The organism is Streptomyces sp. OZ13 (genome assembly GCF_052068155.1).
In the GTDB taxonomy this organism is placed as follows: domain Bacteria; phylum Actinomycetota; class Actinomycetes; order Streptomycetales; family Streptomycetaceae; genus Streptomyces.
Genome location: NZ_JBQHCZ010000005.1, coordinates 41154 through 58993, shown reverse-complemented (window position 1 = coordinate 58993; position 17840 = coordinate 41154). Strand labels below are relative to the sequence as shown.

The window sequence follows — 17840 nt, the reverse complement described above, 5'->3', positions numbered from 1 at the left end:
GGGCTCCGGAGTGGCGGGCAGACCTGCCCACCCCCGCGTGGCAGGTCAGGAGGCGGGGGAAGGCCTGCCCTAGCCGGGGAATTCGAGGACGTCGCGCGGCCTGTCGCGGGTCGGCGGCTCTGCCGCCGGGCAGCCGTGACCGCGGGCGAACGCGTCAGGGGAGCCGCCGGCCGAGGTGGCCGCCGGCTGGTCGCCCGCACGGGGCGTGTGCGTCTCACCGGAGTGGTGCACGGCGCCCGGCCGGTCCTTGCACGGGTCCACAGGGGCCGGCGCGGGCGCGGGAGACTGCGCGGACTCGGCCCGCGCCGCGCCTGGGTGACCGCCGGACGCGCCGCCGCAGTCACGGCCCGGTGCGCCGGCGGCACCGGTGGGACCTGCGACGGAAGGGGTCGTGTCGCCGGCCGCCGGGGCGATACCGGCGGGCGCGACGGTGAACGCCCCGCCGCCCGGCACGTACTGCCGCGGTGAAAGGTCGTCAGGGAGCACGACGCCACCGCCGCCCGGCAGCGCGCCGCCGGGTTCCGGCAGCCGGCCGTCGGGCAGAGGGCCGGTGACGAGAGCGAACAGCGGACCGGCGAGCCGGCGCACGCCGTCGGTGACCGGACGGGCAGCCTCGCGGACTGTTTCCACGGCCTGCCCGGCTCGCGTGGACCCGACGGCGCTCAGGGAACCGTCAGCCACGCGCCGCAGTTCCCGTGCTGCCCGCTGCTCGGCGCGCTCCACCGCGGCCGCGGTCCCGGCGGCGGTGGACGGTCCGGCGGAGCCGGGTGATCCGGCCGTCCCCGCCGACGTGCCCGAAGGGATCGGCGCGGCGACGGCGTCTCCCGCACCGGCCGGCCCCGGCACGGCGGCAGTGTCGGCGCCGCTCCCGGTCCGGGCTCCTGCCTGGACCTCGGCCGTGACGTCACCGGCCGGAGGCTCGGCCGCCTGGGCCTGGCCGCAGAAGAGCAGGCCCAGCGTGAGAACTCCAACGAGAAGCAGCAGAAGGCGCAGCGTCCGCGAACCGGCCACCGCCCGGCGCAGCGTGCGCGGGACGGCAGCGGTGCGGAGCGCTGCGGCAGTCACGGTGGAGGGGCTCTCTCTCGGTCGGCGTCAGCCGGGATCGCGACGATGCTCGCACGAAGCTCCCCGGGCAACGCAAGTCCCGTGTTACCGATGGGTCACCATGTCACGTCCTGTTACTGATGGGCTGCCATGTCCGGTATGGGCAGGGGGCGTTTCTCGATGGCCGCCGCCATGACGTCCGGGAAAAGGTCCGGCGTGCAGGCGAACGCCGGTGCCCCGAGGGCTCCGAGGGCCGCGGCGTGCTCGCGGTCGTAGGCCGGGGCGCCCTCGTCGGAGAGCGCCAGCAGAGTGACGAACTGCACTCCGGACGCCTTCATCGCCGCGACCCGCTTCAGCATCTCGTCGCGGATGCCGCCCTCGTAGAGGTCGCTGATCAGGACGACGACGGTGTCGGCGGGGCGGGTGATCTGCGACTGGCAGTACGCCAGCGCCCTGTTGATGTCCGTGCCGCCGCCGAGCTGCGTGCCGAAGAGGACGTCCACGGGGTCGTCGAGCTGGTCGGTCAGATCGACGACGGCGGTGTCGAAGACGACGAGCCGGGTGGCGATGGAGCGCATCGAGGCCAGCACCGCGCCGAAGACCGACGCGTAGACCACGGACGCGGCCATCGAGCCCGACTGGTCGATGCAGAGCACGACCTCCTTCTTCACCGCCTGGGACGCCCGGCCGTAGCCGATGAGCCGCTCGGGGACCACCGTGTTGAACTCGGGCAGATAGTTCTTGAGGTTCGCCCGGATGGTGCGGTCCCAGTCGATGTCCCGGTGGCGCGGCCGGTTGATCCGCGCCGAGCGGTCGAGCGCACCGGTCAGGGTGGACCGGGTGCGGGTGGCGAGCTTCTTCTCCAGTTCCTCGACGACCTTGCGCACGACCGCCCTGGCCGTCTCCTTCGTCGTCTCGGGCATCGCCTTGTTGAGCGAGAGCAGGGTGCCGACGAGGTGTACGTCGGCCTCGACCGCCTCCAGCATCTCGGGCTCCAGCAGCAGCGCCGACAGTCCGAGCCGGTCTATCGCGTCACGCTGCATGACCTGCACGACGGAGCTCGGGAAGTACGTACGGATGTCGCCCAGCCAGCGGGCTACGGACGGGGCGGAAGACCCCAGGCCCGCCGAACGGCTCTGGCTGCGGCCTCCATTGGCACTTCCGGCGGACCTGCCGTAGAGAGAGGTGAGCGCGCCGTCCATCGCCGCGTCGGTGCCCGTGAGGGTGCGGCCCGTGCCGTCGGCACCCGGCTCTCCGCCGAGCACCAGCCGCCAGCGCCGCAGCCGCTCGTCGTTCACGCTCGCAGTCATCCGGCCACTCCCGCCAGGTCGTTCAGCTCGTTGTCGTCGATGCCGAGGAGGAGCCCCAGCACGGGAAGCACCGCGTCCGCGCGGGCGGTGTCGAGGCCGGGTCCGAAGCCGGGGATCCCGGCGTCCGTCCGTGCCTGTGCGGCCGCCGTCCCCTGCCCGCGCCGGACGAGTTCGCCCAGCGTGCGGCGGACGCCCGGCTCGTAGGCCGAGAAGGTGCGGCGCAGCAGCGGCAGCACATCGGTGAACGCTTCCGCGGACACGCCGGTCAGCCACGAGTCGACCAGCACCAGCAGGCGTTCGTCGTGGACGAGCAGCAGCCCTCCGCCGGACGCGCCGCCGACGAAGCCCTCGATCCAGGCGGCCGCCGCGGCCGGCTCCGTGCCCGGGGAGAGCGCGAGTGCCATCAGGCGTGCGGCCTCCTCCTCTGCGAGATGCCCCTCGTCCAGCAGCAGTCGGGCCGCCCGGCCGCGTACGACCCCGGGGACGGAGTCCCGGCCGGACAGCTTGCGCAGCACGGACCGCCAGCGCTCTCCGATGCCTTCGGCGTCCGGCAGCAGGCCGACGGCCGCGTGCACACCGTCGAGATGGCCCCGCATCTCCTCCGCACCGTCGGCGTCGAGCCCGGTGCAGGCGGGCGGCAGGCCGACGCAGATCCGCTCGGCGAGTCCGGCGGCGACCTCGCCGAGGGCCGCCGTGTCCGTGGCGCGCACGTCGCCGTACCGCAGGGAACGGGCCAGCGCGGGCAGCGCCTGCGCGAGATGGCTCACGTCGGCGTCGAGGGCGGCCCGGTCGGCCAGGGCCTTCATCACCACGGGGAGCGCGTCGGGCAGTTCGGCCAGGAGGCACTGCTCGGCGAGCGCGGTCACCTCTGCGAGTGCCGTCGCGGCGACGGCCTGCGCCTCGGCCTTGGCCGTGGCGGCGGAGAGCACCGTGGTGCCCCAGACGCCGGCCTCGGCGACCTTCACGGACAGCTCGGGCTCCCAGCGCAGCCGCCAGCTCTCCCGGAACGTGCCGGTGCTTCCCCGGCCTGCGGCCGGCTCGCCCCAGCCGACCGCGAGCAGCCGCAACCGGTGCAGCAGCCGGCTCTTGGCGGCGTCGGTGTCCTTGCGCAGGTCCAGGTCCAGTTCGCGCTCGAGTGCCTCCGGCTTGAGCCGCAGACTGCGCTGCTGCCGGGTCAGGTCGCGCTGGAGCGGTACGGCGGGCGCCGTGTCGGGCACCTCGCCGAGGACGTCCCCCACGATGAGCCGGTCCCTGACGAGGTCGAGCGGCACGTCGGAGCCGTCGCACATCACGGCCCGGACGGCGTCGACGGTCTCGGTCAGTCCGGCGAGCGGGCGGCCCCGCATCACGGCCAGCGTCTCGGCGAGCCGCACGGCCTCGATGACATGGGCGGACGACACCGCCCTGTCCTCGTCCCGGAACAGCCGGGCCACCTTCGTCATCCACCGCTCCACGGGCCGGTCGGGAGCGCCGAAGAGGTGGCCGTACCAGCCGGGCGAGTCGATGCCCGCACCGTAGCCGGAGCGGCGGGCCAGCCGGCGGTGGGTCCAGGGCACCCACGTCATGTCCGTCCTGACCTTGGGCAGCCCCTTGAGGAGAGCCTTGTCCGCGGCGACCGTCGTCGCGGTCATGAGCGCCGGCACGTGCCAGGCGCCGCAGACGACGGCGACGCCGTCGTCCCCGAACTCCTTCTTCGCGGCGCGGAGCTGGAGCCTCATGAAGGCCTCACGGACGAGGTCACGGTCGTGACCACCGTGGCCGTACGTCTCCCGCAGGGCCGCCATGGCCTCCGCCAGGGCGGCGAACGGCGCGAACGGGTCGGTCCCGCCGGCGGCGCCGTCCGCCGAGCCGCGCTCCGGTGCCGGACGGGCACCCCTGAGCTCGACGACGTCCTCCCACCAGCGCTCCGGGTCGTCGTACCCGGCGGCTCCGGCGAGGACGGCGATCGGGTCGACCCGCACGTCCGGCGTGTCCCGCGAGACGTCCTCGGGCCCTGGCCCGGCTTCCCCGGTCATCGCGAGCGAATGCGCCGCGGGCAGGTCGATGAAGCGCACCGCAGCGCCGTTGTCCAGCGCCCACCGGATGGCCACCCACTCGGGGGAGAACTCGGCCAGCGGCCAGAACGCCGCCCTGCCCGGATCCTCCGCGGCGTGCGCGAGCAGGGCGACGGGCGGACGCATCTGCTCGTCGGCGGCCAACGGGAGCAGTGCGTCGCCCTCCGGCGGCCCTTCGATCAGCACGGCCGCGGGGGCGGCCGCCTCCAGCGCGGCCCGCACCGCCCGGGCCGAGCCCGGCCCGTGGTGGCGGACCCCAAGCAGGAGCGGGGTCATGCGCTCACCTCGCGGCAGGCGCGGTAGAAGTCCTTCCAGCCGTCCCGCTCGCGCACCACCGTCTCCAGATACTCCTGCCAGACGACCCGGTCGGCTGCCGGGTCCCGCACGACCGCGCCGAGGATGCCCGCCGCCACGTCCCCCGGCCGCAGCACGCCGTCACCGAAGTGCGCCGCCAGGGCGAGACCGCCGGTGACCACGGAGATCGCCTCGGCCGTAGACAGCGTCCCCGACGGGGACTTGATCTTCGTGCGGCCGTCGGTGGAGACCCCGTCGCGCAGCTCACGGAAGACCGTGACCACCCGGCGGATCTCCTCCAGCCCCTCGGGAGCGGCCGGCAGGTCGAGCGAACGGCCGATCTGGTCGACGCGCCGCGACACGATGTCGACCTCCGCCTCCGGCGTCAGGGGCAGCGGCAGGACGACGGTGTTGAAGCGCCGGCGCAGAGCGCTGGACAGGTCGTTGACCCCGCGGTCGCGGTCGTTGGCGGTGGCGATGAGGTTGAAGCCGCGGACGGCCTGCACCTCCTGGCCCAGCTCCGGGACGGGCAGCGTCTTCTCGGAAAGAATCGTGATCAGCGTGTCCTGCACATCGGCCGGGATGCGGGTGAGCTCCTCGACGCGAGCGGTCATGCCCTCGGACATGGCGCGCATGACGGGGCTGGGGACCAGCGCGTCCCGGCTGGGGCCGTGTGCCAGCAGCTGGGCGTAGTTCCAGCCGTAGCGGATGGCTTCCTCCGGCGTGCCGGCGGTGCCCTGGACAAGAAGGGTGGAGTCGCCGCTGACGGCCGCGGCGAGATGCTCCGACACCCAGGTCTTCGCGGTGCCCGGCACGCCGAGGAGCAGCAGGGCGCGGTCGGTCGCGAGCGTGGTGACGGCCACCTCGACGATCCGGCGGGGTCCCACGTACTTCGGTGTGATCACCGTGCCGTCGGGAAGGGTGCCGCCGAGCAGGTAGGTGGCGACGGCCCAGGGCGACAGCCGCCAGTTCACCGGCCGCGGCCGGTCGTCGGCCGCGGCCAGCGCCTTCAGCTCGTCGGCGAAAGCGTCCTCCGCGTGCGGCCGCAGGGCTTCGTTCCCCGCCTTGGCAACGGTTTCTGACACGGTCATGGATCCCCCTCCAGATCGTTCGACCCGATGTGGGACCCACCGTGCACCATGCCACTGACAATCGGCCCGGCCTCGGCGTGACCGCAGGTCAGAGGCCGAAAGCCGGTGTGGACAGAGGGAGTCAGCCGCCGACCGGGGACTCCGCGATGCAGCCTCCCGCGGTGGCCAGGCCCTCGCCCGTCTCCTCCTTCAGCACCTTGCCCTTGTGCGTGATTCTGCACGTGACCTCGGTGCCGGTGAGGTCGGCGGCGACCGGCATCACCGCGGCGGGCATGATGCCGCGCAGCGTGACCGTCTTCGTCCACGGCAGGGTGGGCTTGTCCACCGTCTCGATCTTCGGGTTCATCGCCTCGCCGCCACCGCCGTGGTACTGGATCGAGTCGACGTTCTTGCCGGTGACCTCGTACGTCACCTCGTACTTCTCGTCGACCGCCTTGTCCACCTGTTCGACCGCTTCGGAGCAGGCGGTGAGACCGAAGGCCAGACCGGCCGCGATGCCGGTGGCTGTGACGGCGCGGACCGCCGTACGGATGGAGCGCTTCATGCTGGATCCCCCCGGATCTTCCGAATTCGACACTGCGTCAAAAGTAGCAAAGCCGGCGCGGGCCAACACCCCCTCGACAGGGGCGGATTCGCAGGTCAGAGCGATTGTCAGTGGTCCCCCGTAGCGTCGTTCCCATGCTGCTTTCAAACGGGGGAACGGCCCCTGCCTCCATGGATCAAGGGGTGGCACGCTGGGCCGCGGAGCAGGTGCTGTCGCTGGCTCCTGATGACGCATCACGCAAGGCGGGAAGCAAGCTCGGGGCGGCCGGTCCCTGGTCGGGCGCGGGCTGCGACCCGTCCGGTGCCGTGTGGGGCCTGTGCAAGGGCAGCGGCAGCAAGCCGTACCAGACGGTCGTGGACACCACCGGCCCGGCATACAAGTGCAGTTGCCCGAGCCGGAAGTTCCCGTGCAAGCACGCGCTGGGGCTGCTGCTGCTCTGGGCGTGCGACGAGCAGACCGTCGCGCACTCCGAGGTGCCGGAGTGGGCGGACGAATGGCTGTCGGGACGCAGGAACCGCGCGGCGGCCAAGGAACAGCCGGGCACCGGCTCCGGCGCGAAGAGCGCCGACCCGGAGGCGGCCAGGCGGCGGGCGGAGCGCAGGGCGGAGCGGATCACCGCGGGCGCCACGGAACTGGAACAGCGGCTCGCCGACCTGCTGCGCGGCGGTCTCGCGGCCACGGAGCGGTCCGGATACGGGCTCTGGGAGGAGACCGCCGCACGCATGGTCGACGCCCAGGCCCCGGGCCTCGCAGCGCGTGTCAGGGAGCTCGGCGCGATCCCGGGCTCCGGGCCCGGCTGGCCGGTGCGGCTGCTGGAGGAATGCTCCCTGATCCATCTGCTGGACTCCGCCTGGCTGGGTCGCGAGCGGCTGCCCGAGGCGCTGGCCGCCACCGTCCGTGGCAGGGTCGGCCTGCCGTCGGCCGCGGAAGGCCCCGCGGTCCGGGACCAGTGGCTGGTCCTCGCCCAGTACGACTCGGCCGACGGCAAGCTCACCACCCGGCGCGTCTGGCTGCACGGGCGGGAGTCGGAGCGCACGGCGCTGCTACTGTCCTTCGGCGCGGCGGGCAGACCTCCGCAACTCGCCCTGCCGGTAGGGCTGATGATCGACGCCGAGGTCACTCCGCACGGCGCCGGCCGGCCGAGGGCGGAACTGGGCACGCAGTTCGGCCCACCCGTCGCCATCGACACACCGCCGCCGGGCGGGCCGTGCGCCTCGGCGGCCGACGCGTACGGGCAGGCCCTGCGCGACGACCCGTGGCTGGATTCCTGGCCGGTCACGCTCACCGGCGTCATCCCCGTGCCCGACGGGACGGGATGGCAGCTCGTCGACGCCGACGGCGGCGCGGCGCTGCCCGTCGCCGCCGCGGCGCTCACCCGCCCGGGCCTGTGGAAGCTCGTGGCCCTCGCCGGCGGCCGGCCGGTCACCGTGTTCGGCGAGTTCGGCCACCGCGGCTTCATGCCGTTGACGGCTTGGCCGGAGGACATGTCCGAGACGGTCCCGCTGATCTGAACGTAGGGAGACCTCATGACCACCACCGCCAGTGCGTCGCCGTGGGAAGAGCTCGTCACCTCGGCACTGCTCGGCACCGACCGCCGGACACCGCCGACCGGTACGACACCCGCCGGCAAGGACGCGCCCGCCGCCCTGCTCGACGCGGCCGCCCTGCACACCGTGCGGCGCCGCGCAGGGCTGAGTCCCGCGCCGCCGAAGGCGGGCGGCACGTTGCCGGAGCCGGCGCCGCACGACGGGCGCCGTGCCCTGCCGCCGGCCGCGCGGCGACGGCTCGTCCAGCTGCTGGCCGACCGTTCCGGTTCCTCGGGCTCAGGGGGCAGGCGCGGCACCGCCCCGGACCTGACCGAGCTGCTCCCCCAATGGCTCGCCGCCGCCAACGAGCACGGCTACCAGGCACCGGCGTCCGTGCTGCCCGCGCTGCTCGACGCGGCCCGTGCCCGCACGGACCTGCGCCCCCATGCGCTGACGTTCGCCGGGCCGCGCGGACTGTGGCTCGCCCGGCTGAACCCGGAGTGGAAGTTCGCGCTGCGAGGCGGGTCCGCGGGCTCCACGCTGCCGGACATGGACGACGGGGAGGCCGTGCGGAAGCTGTGGGAGGAAGGCCTGTTCGCCGAACGCGTCGCGCTGCTCGCGGGTCTGCGCGTCCACGACGCCGGCTCCGCACTGGAGTTGCTCGCCTCGACATGGGCCACCGAGCGGGCGGAGGACCGGCTCATGTTCCTCGACTCCCTGCGGTCGGGACTGTCCGACGCGGACGAGCCTTTCCTGGAACAGGCGTTGTCCGACCGCAGCCGCAACGTCCGCTCCACGGCCGCCGAACTCCTCTCCGCCCTGCCGCATTCCGCGCTCGCCGGCCGCATGGCGGCGCGTGCCGCGTCGTGCGTCTCCATGGACCGCAGCGGCGGCGCCGAAGCGATGATCGTCGTGGAGGCGCCCCATGAATGCGACGCGGACATGCAGCGTGACGGCATCGTCCCGGCCCCGCCGTCAGGCCGCGGCGAACGGTCCTGGTGGCTCGGCCAGCTGGTGGAGGCCGCCCCTCTCTCTGTCTGGCCGGACCGGCTGGGCGGGCGCTCGGTGCGCGAGATCGTCGCACTGCCGGTGTCCGACGGCTGGGCGGACGAACTGCACGCGGCCTGGTGCCGGGCAGCGGTACGGCAGCACGACGCCGACTGGTCGCGCGCCCTGCTCGGCACGCCCGCCGCACCACCGTCGACCGGCCCGGGGACGACCTCGCCGGCCGAGCGGTCGAAGCTCCTCGCCGCCCTGTCCGACGACGAACGGGCCGCATGGGTGGCCGAGTTCATAGCGGCGCACGGCCTGTCGGAAGCGTTCCAGCTGCTCGGTGTGTGCACGGTGCCATGGGCGGCACCGCTCGGCCGGGCGGTCGTCGACGCGCTCGACATCGCGCGGGACGCGGGCAGCTACCCGTGGAGCTTCAGCGGTGTGATGGGCCTGGCGGAACGCTGCCTGTCGCCGGAAGAGGCGGACCGGCTGGAGGTTCTCACGGCCGTACCGGACGAAAAGGAGGACGCGTCACCGGGCGCGGGCGGCTACTGGTCGGAAGCGTTCCAGCGCCTGGTCTCGACGCTGCGCCTGCGGGCGGCGATGCACGAGGAACTCGCCGGAGCCTGACCGCCCGGGCCGCCCCGGCGCGCAGGCCTGTGCGGCAGGCGTCCGGCCGGCCCGGGTGTCCGGCCCCCGCCGGAACGCGGGGCCGGCGCGGGCTCGGGCGGTGCGGGCGCGGTGCGGGTTCGGGGTGCAGGCGTGGGTGCGCGGCGCGGGCGTACCGGCGCGCCCCGGCAGGTGCGCACCCCCGGCCCGGCCGCGCCGACCACGTCACGCCGCTCAGTGGCCCGGCGGCGCAGCGCGCAAACCCGACCGCGCCGCCGACTACGCCTCCGCGGTCGCCCGGACGTTCGCGTTGACCCAGTCCACGATCGACGCCGTCGTCGCGCCGGGCGTGAAGATCTCCGCGACGCCCTGCTCCTTCAGCGGTGCGATGTCCGCCTCCGGGATGATCCCGCCGCCGAAGACCTTGATGTCTTCCGCCTCGCGCTCCTTGAGAAGCTCGATGACCTTGGCGAAGAGCGTGTTGTGCGCTCCGGAGAGGATCGACAGACCGATCGCGTCGGCGTCCTCCTGGATAGCCGTGTCGACGATCTGCTCCGGTGTCTGGTGGAGCCCGGTGTAGATGACCTCCATACCGGCGTCGCGCAGCGCCCGCGCGATCACTTTGGCCCCGCGGTCGTGGCCGTCGAGACCCGGCTTGGCCACCACCACGCGGATCGGACCAGTCACACCCATCACTGCCTCCTGGGTCCCCGCGGCCCGTGAGGGCGCGCGAAGAGTGAACGAACGTTATCTCCAGCATCCCGCAACCGGCCGTTTCGCGGTGCGCGGGGAGGGGGAAATCACACGTAGGACATTTTTCGCCGAGCGTTCGTACCGGCTTCAGGCAGCGCGCCACCCACGCGCGGCCCCGCGGGCACGGTCGCACGGGGAGCCGCCGAAGGTCCACAACGGGTCGTCGCACCACCGTGCCGACAGCCGCACGGCACGGTGGTGCGACACCGGCGGCGCGGGCAGACGACCGCGCCGGTCCGAGCGCGCTTCCCATGAGGGCACGCGGGGCAGAGCCGCCCCCGTCGTGCCGTACGGGAGGAGGTCGTCATGAGGGTCCTGCCTCCCTTTCCCATGACGCTGCCGGTGAAGTGGTCCGCCGCGTTGTTGCGCGCGACCGTTCTGGAGCTGGCGATCCTGGCCGGGCACCTGCTGCTCTATCCGACCGGCCTCACCCCGGAGCGCCGCCCCCGCCCGCGTCCCCACGCGGGAACCGACGACGGCGCCCGTGCGGGCGCCGGGGCCGCGCGCCGCCTGCCCGGCACACCGGACGCCGTCCCCACCGTCCTGCTCCACGGCTTCGTCGACAACCGTTCGGTGTTCGTGCTGCTCCGCCGCGCCCTCGCCCGGCAGGGCTCGCGCCATGTCGAGTGCCTCAACTACTCGCCGCTCACCTGCGACATCCGTGCCGCCGCCGATCTGCTCGGCCGCCATGTCGAGGAGATCTGCGCCCGCACCGGCCACCCCGAGATCGACATCGTCGGGCACAGCCTGGGCGGTCTGATCGCCCGCTACTACGTCCAGCGCCTGGGCGGCGACAACCGCGTCCGCACGCTCGTCACGCTCGGCACCCCGCACTCGGGCACGGCCGTCGCCCCGCTCGCGAGCGCCCACCCGATCGTGCGGCAGATGCGGCCGGATTCGCCGGTGATCGAGGAGCTGCGCATGCCCGCGCCCGGCTGCCGCACCCGGTTCGTCAGCTTCTGGAGCGATCTGGACCGGATCATGTCGCCGGTGGAGACGGCCCGCCTCGACCATCCGGACCTTCTCGTGCAGAACGTGCGAGTGAGCGGAATCGGCCATCTCGCACTGCCTGTTCACCCCGCCGTCGCCGACGGCATCCGCGAGGCTCTCGAGTCGGGCGTGTCGGAAGCGGGCTCTTCTCCGGGCGCCGCGTCCGTCGCTTGAGGTGCCCTTCGAGACCGATTCATCGAACACTTCTCGAACGTAGGGCCAAAGCTCTGCCCTTGGGCCGCCGAAACGCGACTGAATGCCCGTTTCCTGATTGCGTAGATGCCTCCGAAGATTGTCGCCGTCGCGTACCGCCGGGTACAGTCGCGCCACTGCTTCCCCCTGGGACCCCCTGTGCAAACAGGTGGCTCCGGAAACAGGTCCTGCTGTCGAGGCGAGAGAGAAGTTGGTGAACGACCAGCACACCAACGCCGGGTACGGCGGGTACGCCACCGGCAGCTTCGACTCCGACCCGCTCTTCGGCGCCATGCCGGGAAGTTACGAGGCGGGCCACAGCGGCCAGTACGACTCGTCCCAGTGGAACGCCGGCGGCGACGGAAGCACCGGGCACGACGCCTACGCGACGGCCCAGCAGGCCCAACAGCCCTCGTACGACGCGCAGTACGAGCAGCAGCAGTACGCGCAGTACGACACCACCGGCCAGTGGGACGCGAGCGCCTGGAACGAGGCGGGCGGCGCCGGCCAGTACGAGACGGCCGCCGCGGCCTTCGCCGTGGACGCGACCGCCCAGTGGGCGCCCGGCACCTTCGACAGCGGCGCCTACGACGCCACGGCCTGGAACTCCGCAACGGCCACGCCCGAAGGACTCGTTCCGCAACAGTTCGCGCCGGAGCAGCAGTTCACCCCGCAGGCCGGCTACGAGACGTACGAGACCTACGGCGCGTACCCGACGGGCGACGCCTACGAGCCGCTCCCGGCGCACGAGACCGGCGAGGCGTACGAGACCGGCCCGGGGTACGAAGCACCTGGGTACGAAGCAGGCGAAACGTACGGCTACACCTTCGAGGCACCGCAGGACGCCGATCCCGAGGCCGCGGCGGCGGACGCCGAAACCGGATACGAGGCCGAGTACGGCACTGAGGCCGACGCCGACCCGGACGCTCCGCAGAGCGACGACGTTCCGGATCACGACGCGATGACCCGGACCATGACCGCCGTGCCCGCCACACCCGTCTCGCCCCGCCCGGTCCGTCGCTCCGGCGGCAGCCGCGGCCGCCGCCGCACCCCCGCCAAGCGCTCGGCGCTCCTCACCGTCGCCGTTCCCTCCGCCTGTGTCATGGGCGTCGCCGGCATCGCCGCCGCGTCCGTCAGCGGCCTCGGCGGCGAGAGCGGGACGACGGACGACAAGACCAACGTGGCAGCCGCCGACCCCGCCTCCGTGCAGCCGGTCGCCGCCAACAACGCCATGGACACGCAGCTCGCCGCGCTCAGCGCCGACGCCCGTGACTTCGGGGACCGGGCCTCCCGCACCCAGGAACGCATCGACCTCAAGGCGCGCCAGGCGGCGGAGAAGAAGAAGCGCGAGGAAGAGGCAGCCCGCCGCGAGGCGCTCCGCCCCAAGTTCGTGCTGCCGGTGAAGCAGGACGGACTCAGCGCGTACTACGGCCAGTCCGGCGTCAACTGGATGTCTCTGCACAGCGGCATCGACTTCCCCGTCCAGTACGGCACCGAGGTCATGGCCGCGACGGACGGCACCGTCCGCACCCAGTGGAACAGCGCCTACGGCAACATGGCCATCGTGACCGCGGCCGACGGCACGGAGACCTGGTACTGCCACCTGAGCAGCACCAAGATCCGCAGCGGCTACGTCAAGGCCGGTGACGTCATCGCCTACTCGGGCAATTCGGGCAACTCCACCGGACCGCACCTCCACTTCGAGGTCCGGCCCGGCGGCGGCGCGGCCATAGACCCGCTGCCCTGGCTGCGCAGCCACGGCCTCGATCCCGCATAGACCCGGCCTGCCCGTCGAAGCCGCGTCAAGCCTGCCCGCACGGACGGGCGTCGGCGTGCCCCTGTGCGCACGGTCGTGGAGACAGATGTCCGCACACGCCTGACGTCCGCGTCTTGGCATGTCCGGCGTGCCGGCCCCAGCAGGGGCCGAACACCGTCGTCAGAGCTTCTCGACCGGGGCGTACCTGAGCAGCAGCCTCTTCGGCTTCTCGTCCCCGAAGTCGATCGTCGCCTGCGCCTCGGACCCCGAACCCTTGACCTCGACCACGGTCCCCAGGCCGAACTGGTCGTGCGTGACCCGGTCGCCCACGGCCAGCGAGATCACCGGCTTGTCGCTCGTCCGCCGCGTGGCGAAGCCGGAGGCGCCGCCGCGCGAACGGGAGGACGACAGCGAAGAGGCGATGCCGGACGTCGGTCCGGCGGGGGCCGCCATCGGACCCGTCCGCTTCCAGGTCAGGTGCTGACCGGGGATCTCCTCGAGGAACCGCGACGGCGGGTTGTACGACGGCTGTCCCCAGGCGCTGCGCATCGAGGACCGGGTCAGATAGAGCCGCTCACGGGCGCGAGTGATGCCCACATAGGCCAGGCGCCGCTCCTCCTCGAGCTCCTTCGTCTGCCCGAGGGCCCGCATGTGCGGGAAGACGCCGTCCTCCATGCCGGTGAGGAACACGACAGGGAACTCGAGGCCCTTGGCGGTGTGCAGGGTCATCAGCGTGATGACCCCGGTGCCCTCTTCGTCCTCGTCGGGGATCTGGTCGGAGTCGGCGACGAGCGCCACCTGCTCGAGGAATTCGGCGAGTGTGCCGGTGCCCTCCTCGTCGCCCCGGGCCTGCTCGAACTCGAGCGCCACGGCGGCGAGTTCCTGGAGGTTCTCGATACGCGTCTCGTCCTGGGGGTCCGTGGACGCCTGGAGCTCCGCGAGATAACCGGTCCGCTCCAGCACGGCCTCCAGCACGACGGCCGGGCCCGCGCCCGAGTCGACGATCGTGCGCAGCTCCTCCATCAGCACGTTGAACCGCTTGACCGCGTTGGCCGAGCGGGCCGCCATGCCGTACGCCTCGTCGACACGGCGCAGCGCCTGCGGGAAGGTGATCTTCTCGCGCAGCGCGAGGGCGTCGATCATCGCCTCCGCGCGCTCGCCGATGCCGCGCTTGGGCACGTTCAGGATGCGGCGCAGCGGGACGTTGTCCTCGGGGTTGGCGAGGACCCGCAGGTAGGCCAGCACATCGCGGACCTCCTTGCGTTCGTAGAAGCGCACACCGCCGACGACCTTGTAGGGCAGGCCGACGCGGATGAAGATCTCCTCGAAGACACGCGACTGGGCGTTCGTGCGGTAGAAGACGGCGACGTCGCCGGCCTTCGCCTCGCCCGTGTCCGTGAGCCGGTCGATCTCGTCGGCGACGAACTGTGCCTCGTCGTGCTCGGTGTCCGCGACGTAACCGGTGATCTGGGCGCCGGCGCCGGCGTTCGTCCACAGGTTCTTGGGGCGGCGGGACTCGTTGCGCTCGATGACGGCGTTGGCGGCGGAGAGGATCGTCTGGGTGGAGCGGTAGTTCTGCTCCAGCAGGATCGTCGTCGCGTCCGGGTAGTCCTCCTCGAACTGGAGGATGTTGCGGATGGTCGCGCCGCGGAAGGCGTAGATCGACTGGTCGGCGTCACCGACCACGCACAGCTCCGCCGGCTCCAGGTCCTCGTACCCCTTGCCCACCAGCTCGCGCACGAGCGTGTACTGAGCGTGGTTGGTGTCCTGGTACTCGTCGACGAGGACGTGCCGGAACCGCCGCTGGTAGTGCTCCGCGACGTCCGGGAACGCCTGGAGCAGATGGACGGTGGTCATGATGATGTCGTCGAAGTCCAGGGCATTGGCCTCGCGCAGCCGGGCCTGGTACATCCGGTACGCCTCGGCGAGCGTCTTCTCGAATCCGTCGACGGCCTGGTCGGCGAAGGTCTCCTCGTCGATCAGCTCGTTCTTCAGGTTCGAGATCTTGGCGCTGAAGGACTTCGGCGGGAACTTCTTCGGGTCGAGGTCGAGATCACGGCAGACCAGCGACATCAGGCGCTTCGAGTCCGCCGCGTCGTAGATCGAGAACGACGAGGTGAAGCCCAGCTTCTTGGACTCGCGGCGCAGGATGCGGACGCAGGCGCTGTGGAAGGTCATGACCCACATCGCGTTGGCGCGCGGGCCCACCAGCTGCTCGACGCGTTCCTTCATCTCGCCGGCGGCCTTGTTGGTGAAGGTGATCGCCAGTATCTGGCCGGGGTGGACCCGGCGCGTGCCCAGCAGGTGGGCGATGCGATGGGTGAGCACCCTGGTCTTGCCGGAGCCGGCGCCGGCGACGATGAGCAGCGGTGACCCTGTGTGCACGACGGCGGCGCGCTGCTGCTCGTTCAGCCCGTCGAGCAGGGCGGCGGGGTCCACGACAGGGCGCGGCGCGCCGTCGCGGTAGTACCCGTCGCGGGCCGGAGGCACGTCGAAGGCGCCCTGGAAGAGGTCGTCCGGAAGCTGCTCCGGAGCCGGGTCCTCGGGCGGCGGCGGGGGCCCGTCCGCGTCGGGCCGGAGGTCCGCCAGGAAGCTGTCGTCAAAGAGGCTGCTCATCGCTTAACGAGTCTAGGCGGCCGGACCGACAACCGTGGCCGCACCGGGACACCGGGGGCGCCACGGTATGTGACAGGTCGGATCCGCGGGGCGACCGTCGGCCGGGCCGGCGACCCGCCCCCGAAAAAGGTCACGAAAATGTATCGGACATATCGAACATCAACCTTCACAGCAGACGCACGAGTTGGCTAGCGTGCTCGACCAGGCGGCCCGCATCCCTCCCGGCGAACCACGCCGAACGGGCGGCCTGCGCCGAATCCGGGCTTCTCCCGAGGGAGTTCGGAACCGGGGACCCACCAAGCACCACCGGGGTGAATCGGACCGTGCCCCGCTCGGTCCGTAGGGCGTCTTCCGTTCGCCCGAACCCGACAGCTAACCCGGTAGGCGGTCCACGGAAGAAGGAGATGCCGGCCTTGGCGTCGCATCGCAAGCCCCGCAGCCGTACCGCAAAACCGTCCACCGCCGTCGGATTCACCACGGCCGCCCTCGCCGGTGTGACGCTGCTCTCCACACAGAGCGCCACCGCCGCGCCGTCCGACCCGAAGCCCAGCATCGAAGAGGTGCAGAAGAAGGTCGACGACCTGTACCGGCAGGCCGGCAGCGCGACGCAGGAGTTCAACAAGGCGAAGGAAGCCACGGCGGAGAAGCGCCAGGAGGTCGACCGGCTGCTCGACGAGGCGGCCGATCGCACGGAGAAGCTGAACGAGTCCCGCCGCGCCCTCGGCAACTACGCGGCAGCGCAGTACCGCACCGGTTCCGTCACCCCCACCGCCGCGCTGATGTTCGCGGACAGCCCCCAGGCGTACTTCGACCAGACCCAGCTGATGGACCGGATGACGGACCAGCAGCGCAGGGCCGTCAGCGAGTACGAGACCGAACGGGCCGCGGCCGCGAAGCAGCGCGCGGAGGCCACCAAGCGCCTCGAGTCCCTCACGGACTCCCAGGAGGCCCTGCGCACCAGCAAGCAGACGGTGCAGACGAAGCTCGCGGAGGCACGCGCCCTGCTCTCCGAACTGACGGCGGAGGAGAAGGCACGCCTCGCCGCGATCGAGCGGGAGAAGGAGGAGGAGGCGCGTCGCAAGGCCGAGGCCAAGGCGAAGGCGGAGGCGGCGGCCCGGGCGGAGGCCGAGCGGCAGCAGCAGGAGCGCGAGACCACCCCGGAAACAGGCACCACCGACCCGGGGACCGGCACCGGCACCGACGACGGCACGTACGCGGCCAAGGCCGACAAGGTCCTCGCGTTCGCCCGTGCCCAGATCGGCAAGCCCTACGTCTGGGGCGCGACGGGCCCGAGCTCGTACGACTGCTCCGGCCTCACCGCGGCCGCGTGGAAGGCGGCGGAGGTGGACCTGCCGCGCACCACCTGGGACCAGGTGAAGGTCGGCACCCGTGTCGAGACGGCCGACCTGCTCCCCGGCGACCTGGTCTTCTTCTACGACGACATCAGCCACGTCGGCATCTACATCGGCGACGGCAAGATGATCCACGCGCCCAAGCCGGGCACGAACGTCCGCGAGGAGTCCATCTACTACATGCCGATCTACGGCAGCGTCCGCCCCGCCTGAGGCCCGGCGGGACCGGCACGAGGCCGGACGCACCAGTGCCCGGGCGGCCGAGCCGTCCGGGCACCGTCATGTCCGCGCGCGGGTCAGGTCCAGAGCGTGGCGATGAAGATGTTGGCGACGGTCAAGCCGCCCACCGCGCCGAAGAGCGCCTTGTCGACCTGCTCCTCGTCCCTCTTGACGTACACGAGGCCGAGGATCACGACCAGCACCGCCAGCTTGATGCCGATCTTGAGGTTGTTGACCGTCTGGTCGTCCGCCTGGTTCAGACCCACCAGGGCCACACCGGTGACCAGCATGGTCAGCGCACCGTGCAGCATCGCGGGACCGAAGCGGGCGGTGCCCTCGCCCATCGCCTTCATCTGGGTCAGGAACCCGCCCAGCAGCGAGGCGATGCCGATGATGTGCAGTGCGACGAAGACATTGATGAGTACGTCCATGGCCCGGAGCCTAGCCCGGCCCATACCACCGTCGGCCGGGCAGGTGGCCCTGTCCGCGGCATCGGT

At 72.3% G+C, this 17840-nt stretch carries 13 protein-coding genes and 1 riboswitch; of the genes, 5 read left to right on the top strand and 8 right to left on the bottom strand.

What is annotated here, in order from left to right; translation table 11 throughout:
- Positions 1-69 precede the first annotated feature (69 nt).
- From ACTMTU_RS13710 to ACTMTU_RS13690, 5 genes are all read right to left on the bottom strand, one after another.
- On the bottom strand, positions 70-1065 hold the full coding sequence (locus tag ACTMTU_RS13710; protein ID WP_441263757.1) for a hypothetical protein: 996 nt from the start codon (positions 1063-1065) through the stop codon (positions 70-72).
- Positions 1066-1178: 113 nt separating this feature from the next.
- On the bottom strand, positions 1179-2354 hold the full coding sequence (locus tag ACTMTU_RS13705; RefSeq protein ID WP_441263756.1) for a VWA domain-containing protein: 1176 nt from the start codon (positions 2352-2354) through the stop codon (positions 1179-1181).
- A complete protein-coding gene (locus ACTMTU_RS13700) occupies positions 2351-4684 on the bottom strand; it encodes a DUF5682 family protein (protein WP_441263755.1) in 2334 nt (777 codons plus the stop codon). Before ACTMTU_RS13700 ends, ACTMTU_RS13705 begins: the two co-directional genes overlap by 4 nt.
- A complete protein-coding gene (locus tag ACTMTU_RS13695; RefSeq protein ID WP_159688380.1) occupies positions 4681-5793 on the bottom strand; it encodes an ATP-binding protein in 1113 nt (370 codons plus the stop codon). Before ACTMTU_RS13695 ends, ACTMTU_RS13700 begins: the two co-directional genes overlap by 4 nt.
- A 121-nt stretch (positions 5794-5914) precedes the next feature.
- On the bottom strand, positions 5915-6337 hold the full coding sequence (locus tag ACTMTU_RS13690; RefSeq protein ID WP_441263754.1) for an MmpS family transport accessory protein: 423 nt from the start codon (positions 6335-6337) through the stop codon (positions 5915-5917).
- A gap of 134 nt (positions 6338-6471) precedes the next feature.
- Between ACTMTU_RS13690 and ACTMTU_RS13685 the strand changes: the two genes are divergently transcribed.
- Both ACTMTU_RS13685 and ACTMTU_RS13680 read left to right on the top strand, forming a co-directional pair.
- Positions 6472-7848 carry an SWIM zinc finger family protein gene (locus ACTMTU_RS13685; RefSeq protein WP_441263753.1) on the top strand — a complete coding sequence of 459 codons (1377 nt, stop codon included), beginning with the start codon at positions 6472-6474 and terminating at the stop codon, positions 7846-7848.
- Positions 7849-7863: 15 nt separating this feature from the next.
- Positions 7864-9486: a DUF5691 domain-containing protein gene (locus ACTMTU_RS13680; protein WP_441263752.1), complete on the top strand. Its 1623-nt coding sequence runs from the start codon at positions 7864-7866 to the stop codon at positions 9484-9486.
- A gap of 258 nt (positions 9487-9744) precedes the next feature.
- Here ACTMTU_RS13680 and ACTMTU_RS13675 read toward each other — a convergent pair whose 3' ends face one another.
- Positions 9745-10158 carry a cobalamin B12-binding domain-containing protein gene (locus ACTMTU_RS13675; protein ID WP_005313282.1) on the bottom strand — a complete coding sequence of 138 codons (414 nt, stop codon included), beginning with the start codon at positions 10156-10158 and terminating at the stop codon, positions 9745-9747.
- 366 nt (positions 10159-10524) lie between these two features.
- On the opposite strand from ACTMTU_RS13675, the gene ACTMTU_RS13670 reads away from it, so the two are divergent.
- Together ACTMTU_RS13670 and ACTMTU_RS13665 are read left to right on the top strand one after the other, a co-directional pair.
- Positions 10525-11382, top strand: coding sequence for an esterase/lipase family protein (locus ACTMTU_RS13670; protein ID WP_441263751.1), 858 nt, complete (start codon positions 10525-10527; stop codon positions 11380-11382).
- A gap of 232 nt (positions 11383-11614) precedes the next feature.
- Positions 11615-13177 carry a M23 family metallopeptidase gene (locus tag ACTMTU_RS13665; RefSeq protein ID WP_441263750.1) on the top strand — a complete coding sequence of 521 codons (1563 nt, stop codon included), beginning with the start codon at positions 11615-11617 and terminating at the stop codon, positions 13175-13177.
- A 159-nt stretch (positions 13178-13336) separates the two neighbouring features.
- On the opposite strand, the gene pcrA is transcribed toward ACTMTU_RS13665, so the two are convergent.
- Positions 13337-15772 (bottom strand): DNA helicase PcrA, encoded by a 2436-nt coding sequence (gene pcrA / locus ACTMTU_RS13660; RefSeq protein WP_441263749.1) that lies wholly within the window; start codon positions 15770-15772, stop codon positions 13337-13339.
- Positions 15773-16012: 240 nt separating this feature from the next.
- A riboswitch (cyclic di-AMP (ydaO/yuaA leader) is annotated at positions 16013-16174 on the top strand.
- Positions 16175-16176: 2 nt separating this feature from the next.
- On the opposite strand from pcrA, the gene ACTMTU_RS13655 reads away from it, so the two are divergent.
- The gene (locus ACTMTU_RS13655) at positions 16177-17337 is read left to right on the top strand and encodes an NlpC/P60 family protein (RefSeq protein WP_441263748.1); all 1161 of its coding nucleotides are present in this window, start codon (positions 16177-16179) and stop codon (positions 17335-17337) included.
- An 83-nt stretch (positions 17338-17420) separates the two neighbouring features.
- On the opposite strand, the gene ACTMTU_RS13650 is transcribed toward ACTMTU_RS13655, so the two are convergent.
- A complete protein-coding gene (locus tag ACTMTU_RS13650) occupies positions 17421-17774 on the bottom strand; it encodes a hypothetical protein (RefSeq protein WP_441263747.1) in 354 nt (117 codons plus the stop codon).
- Between the last annotated feature and the right edge of the window lie 66 nt (positions 17775-17840).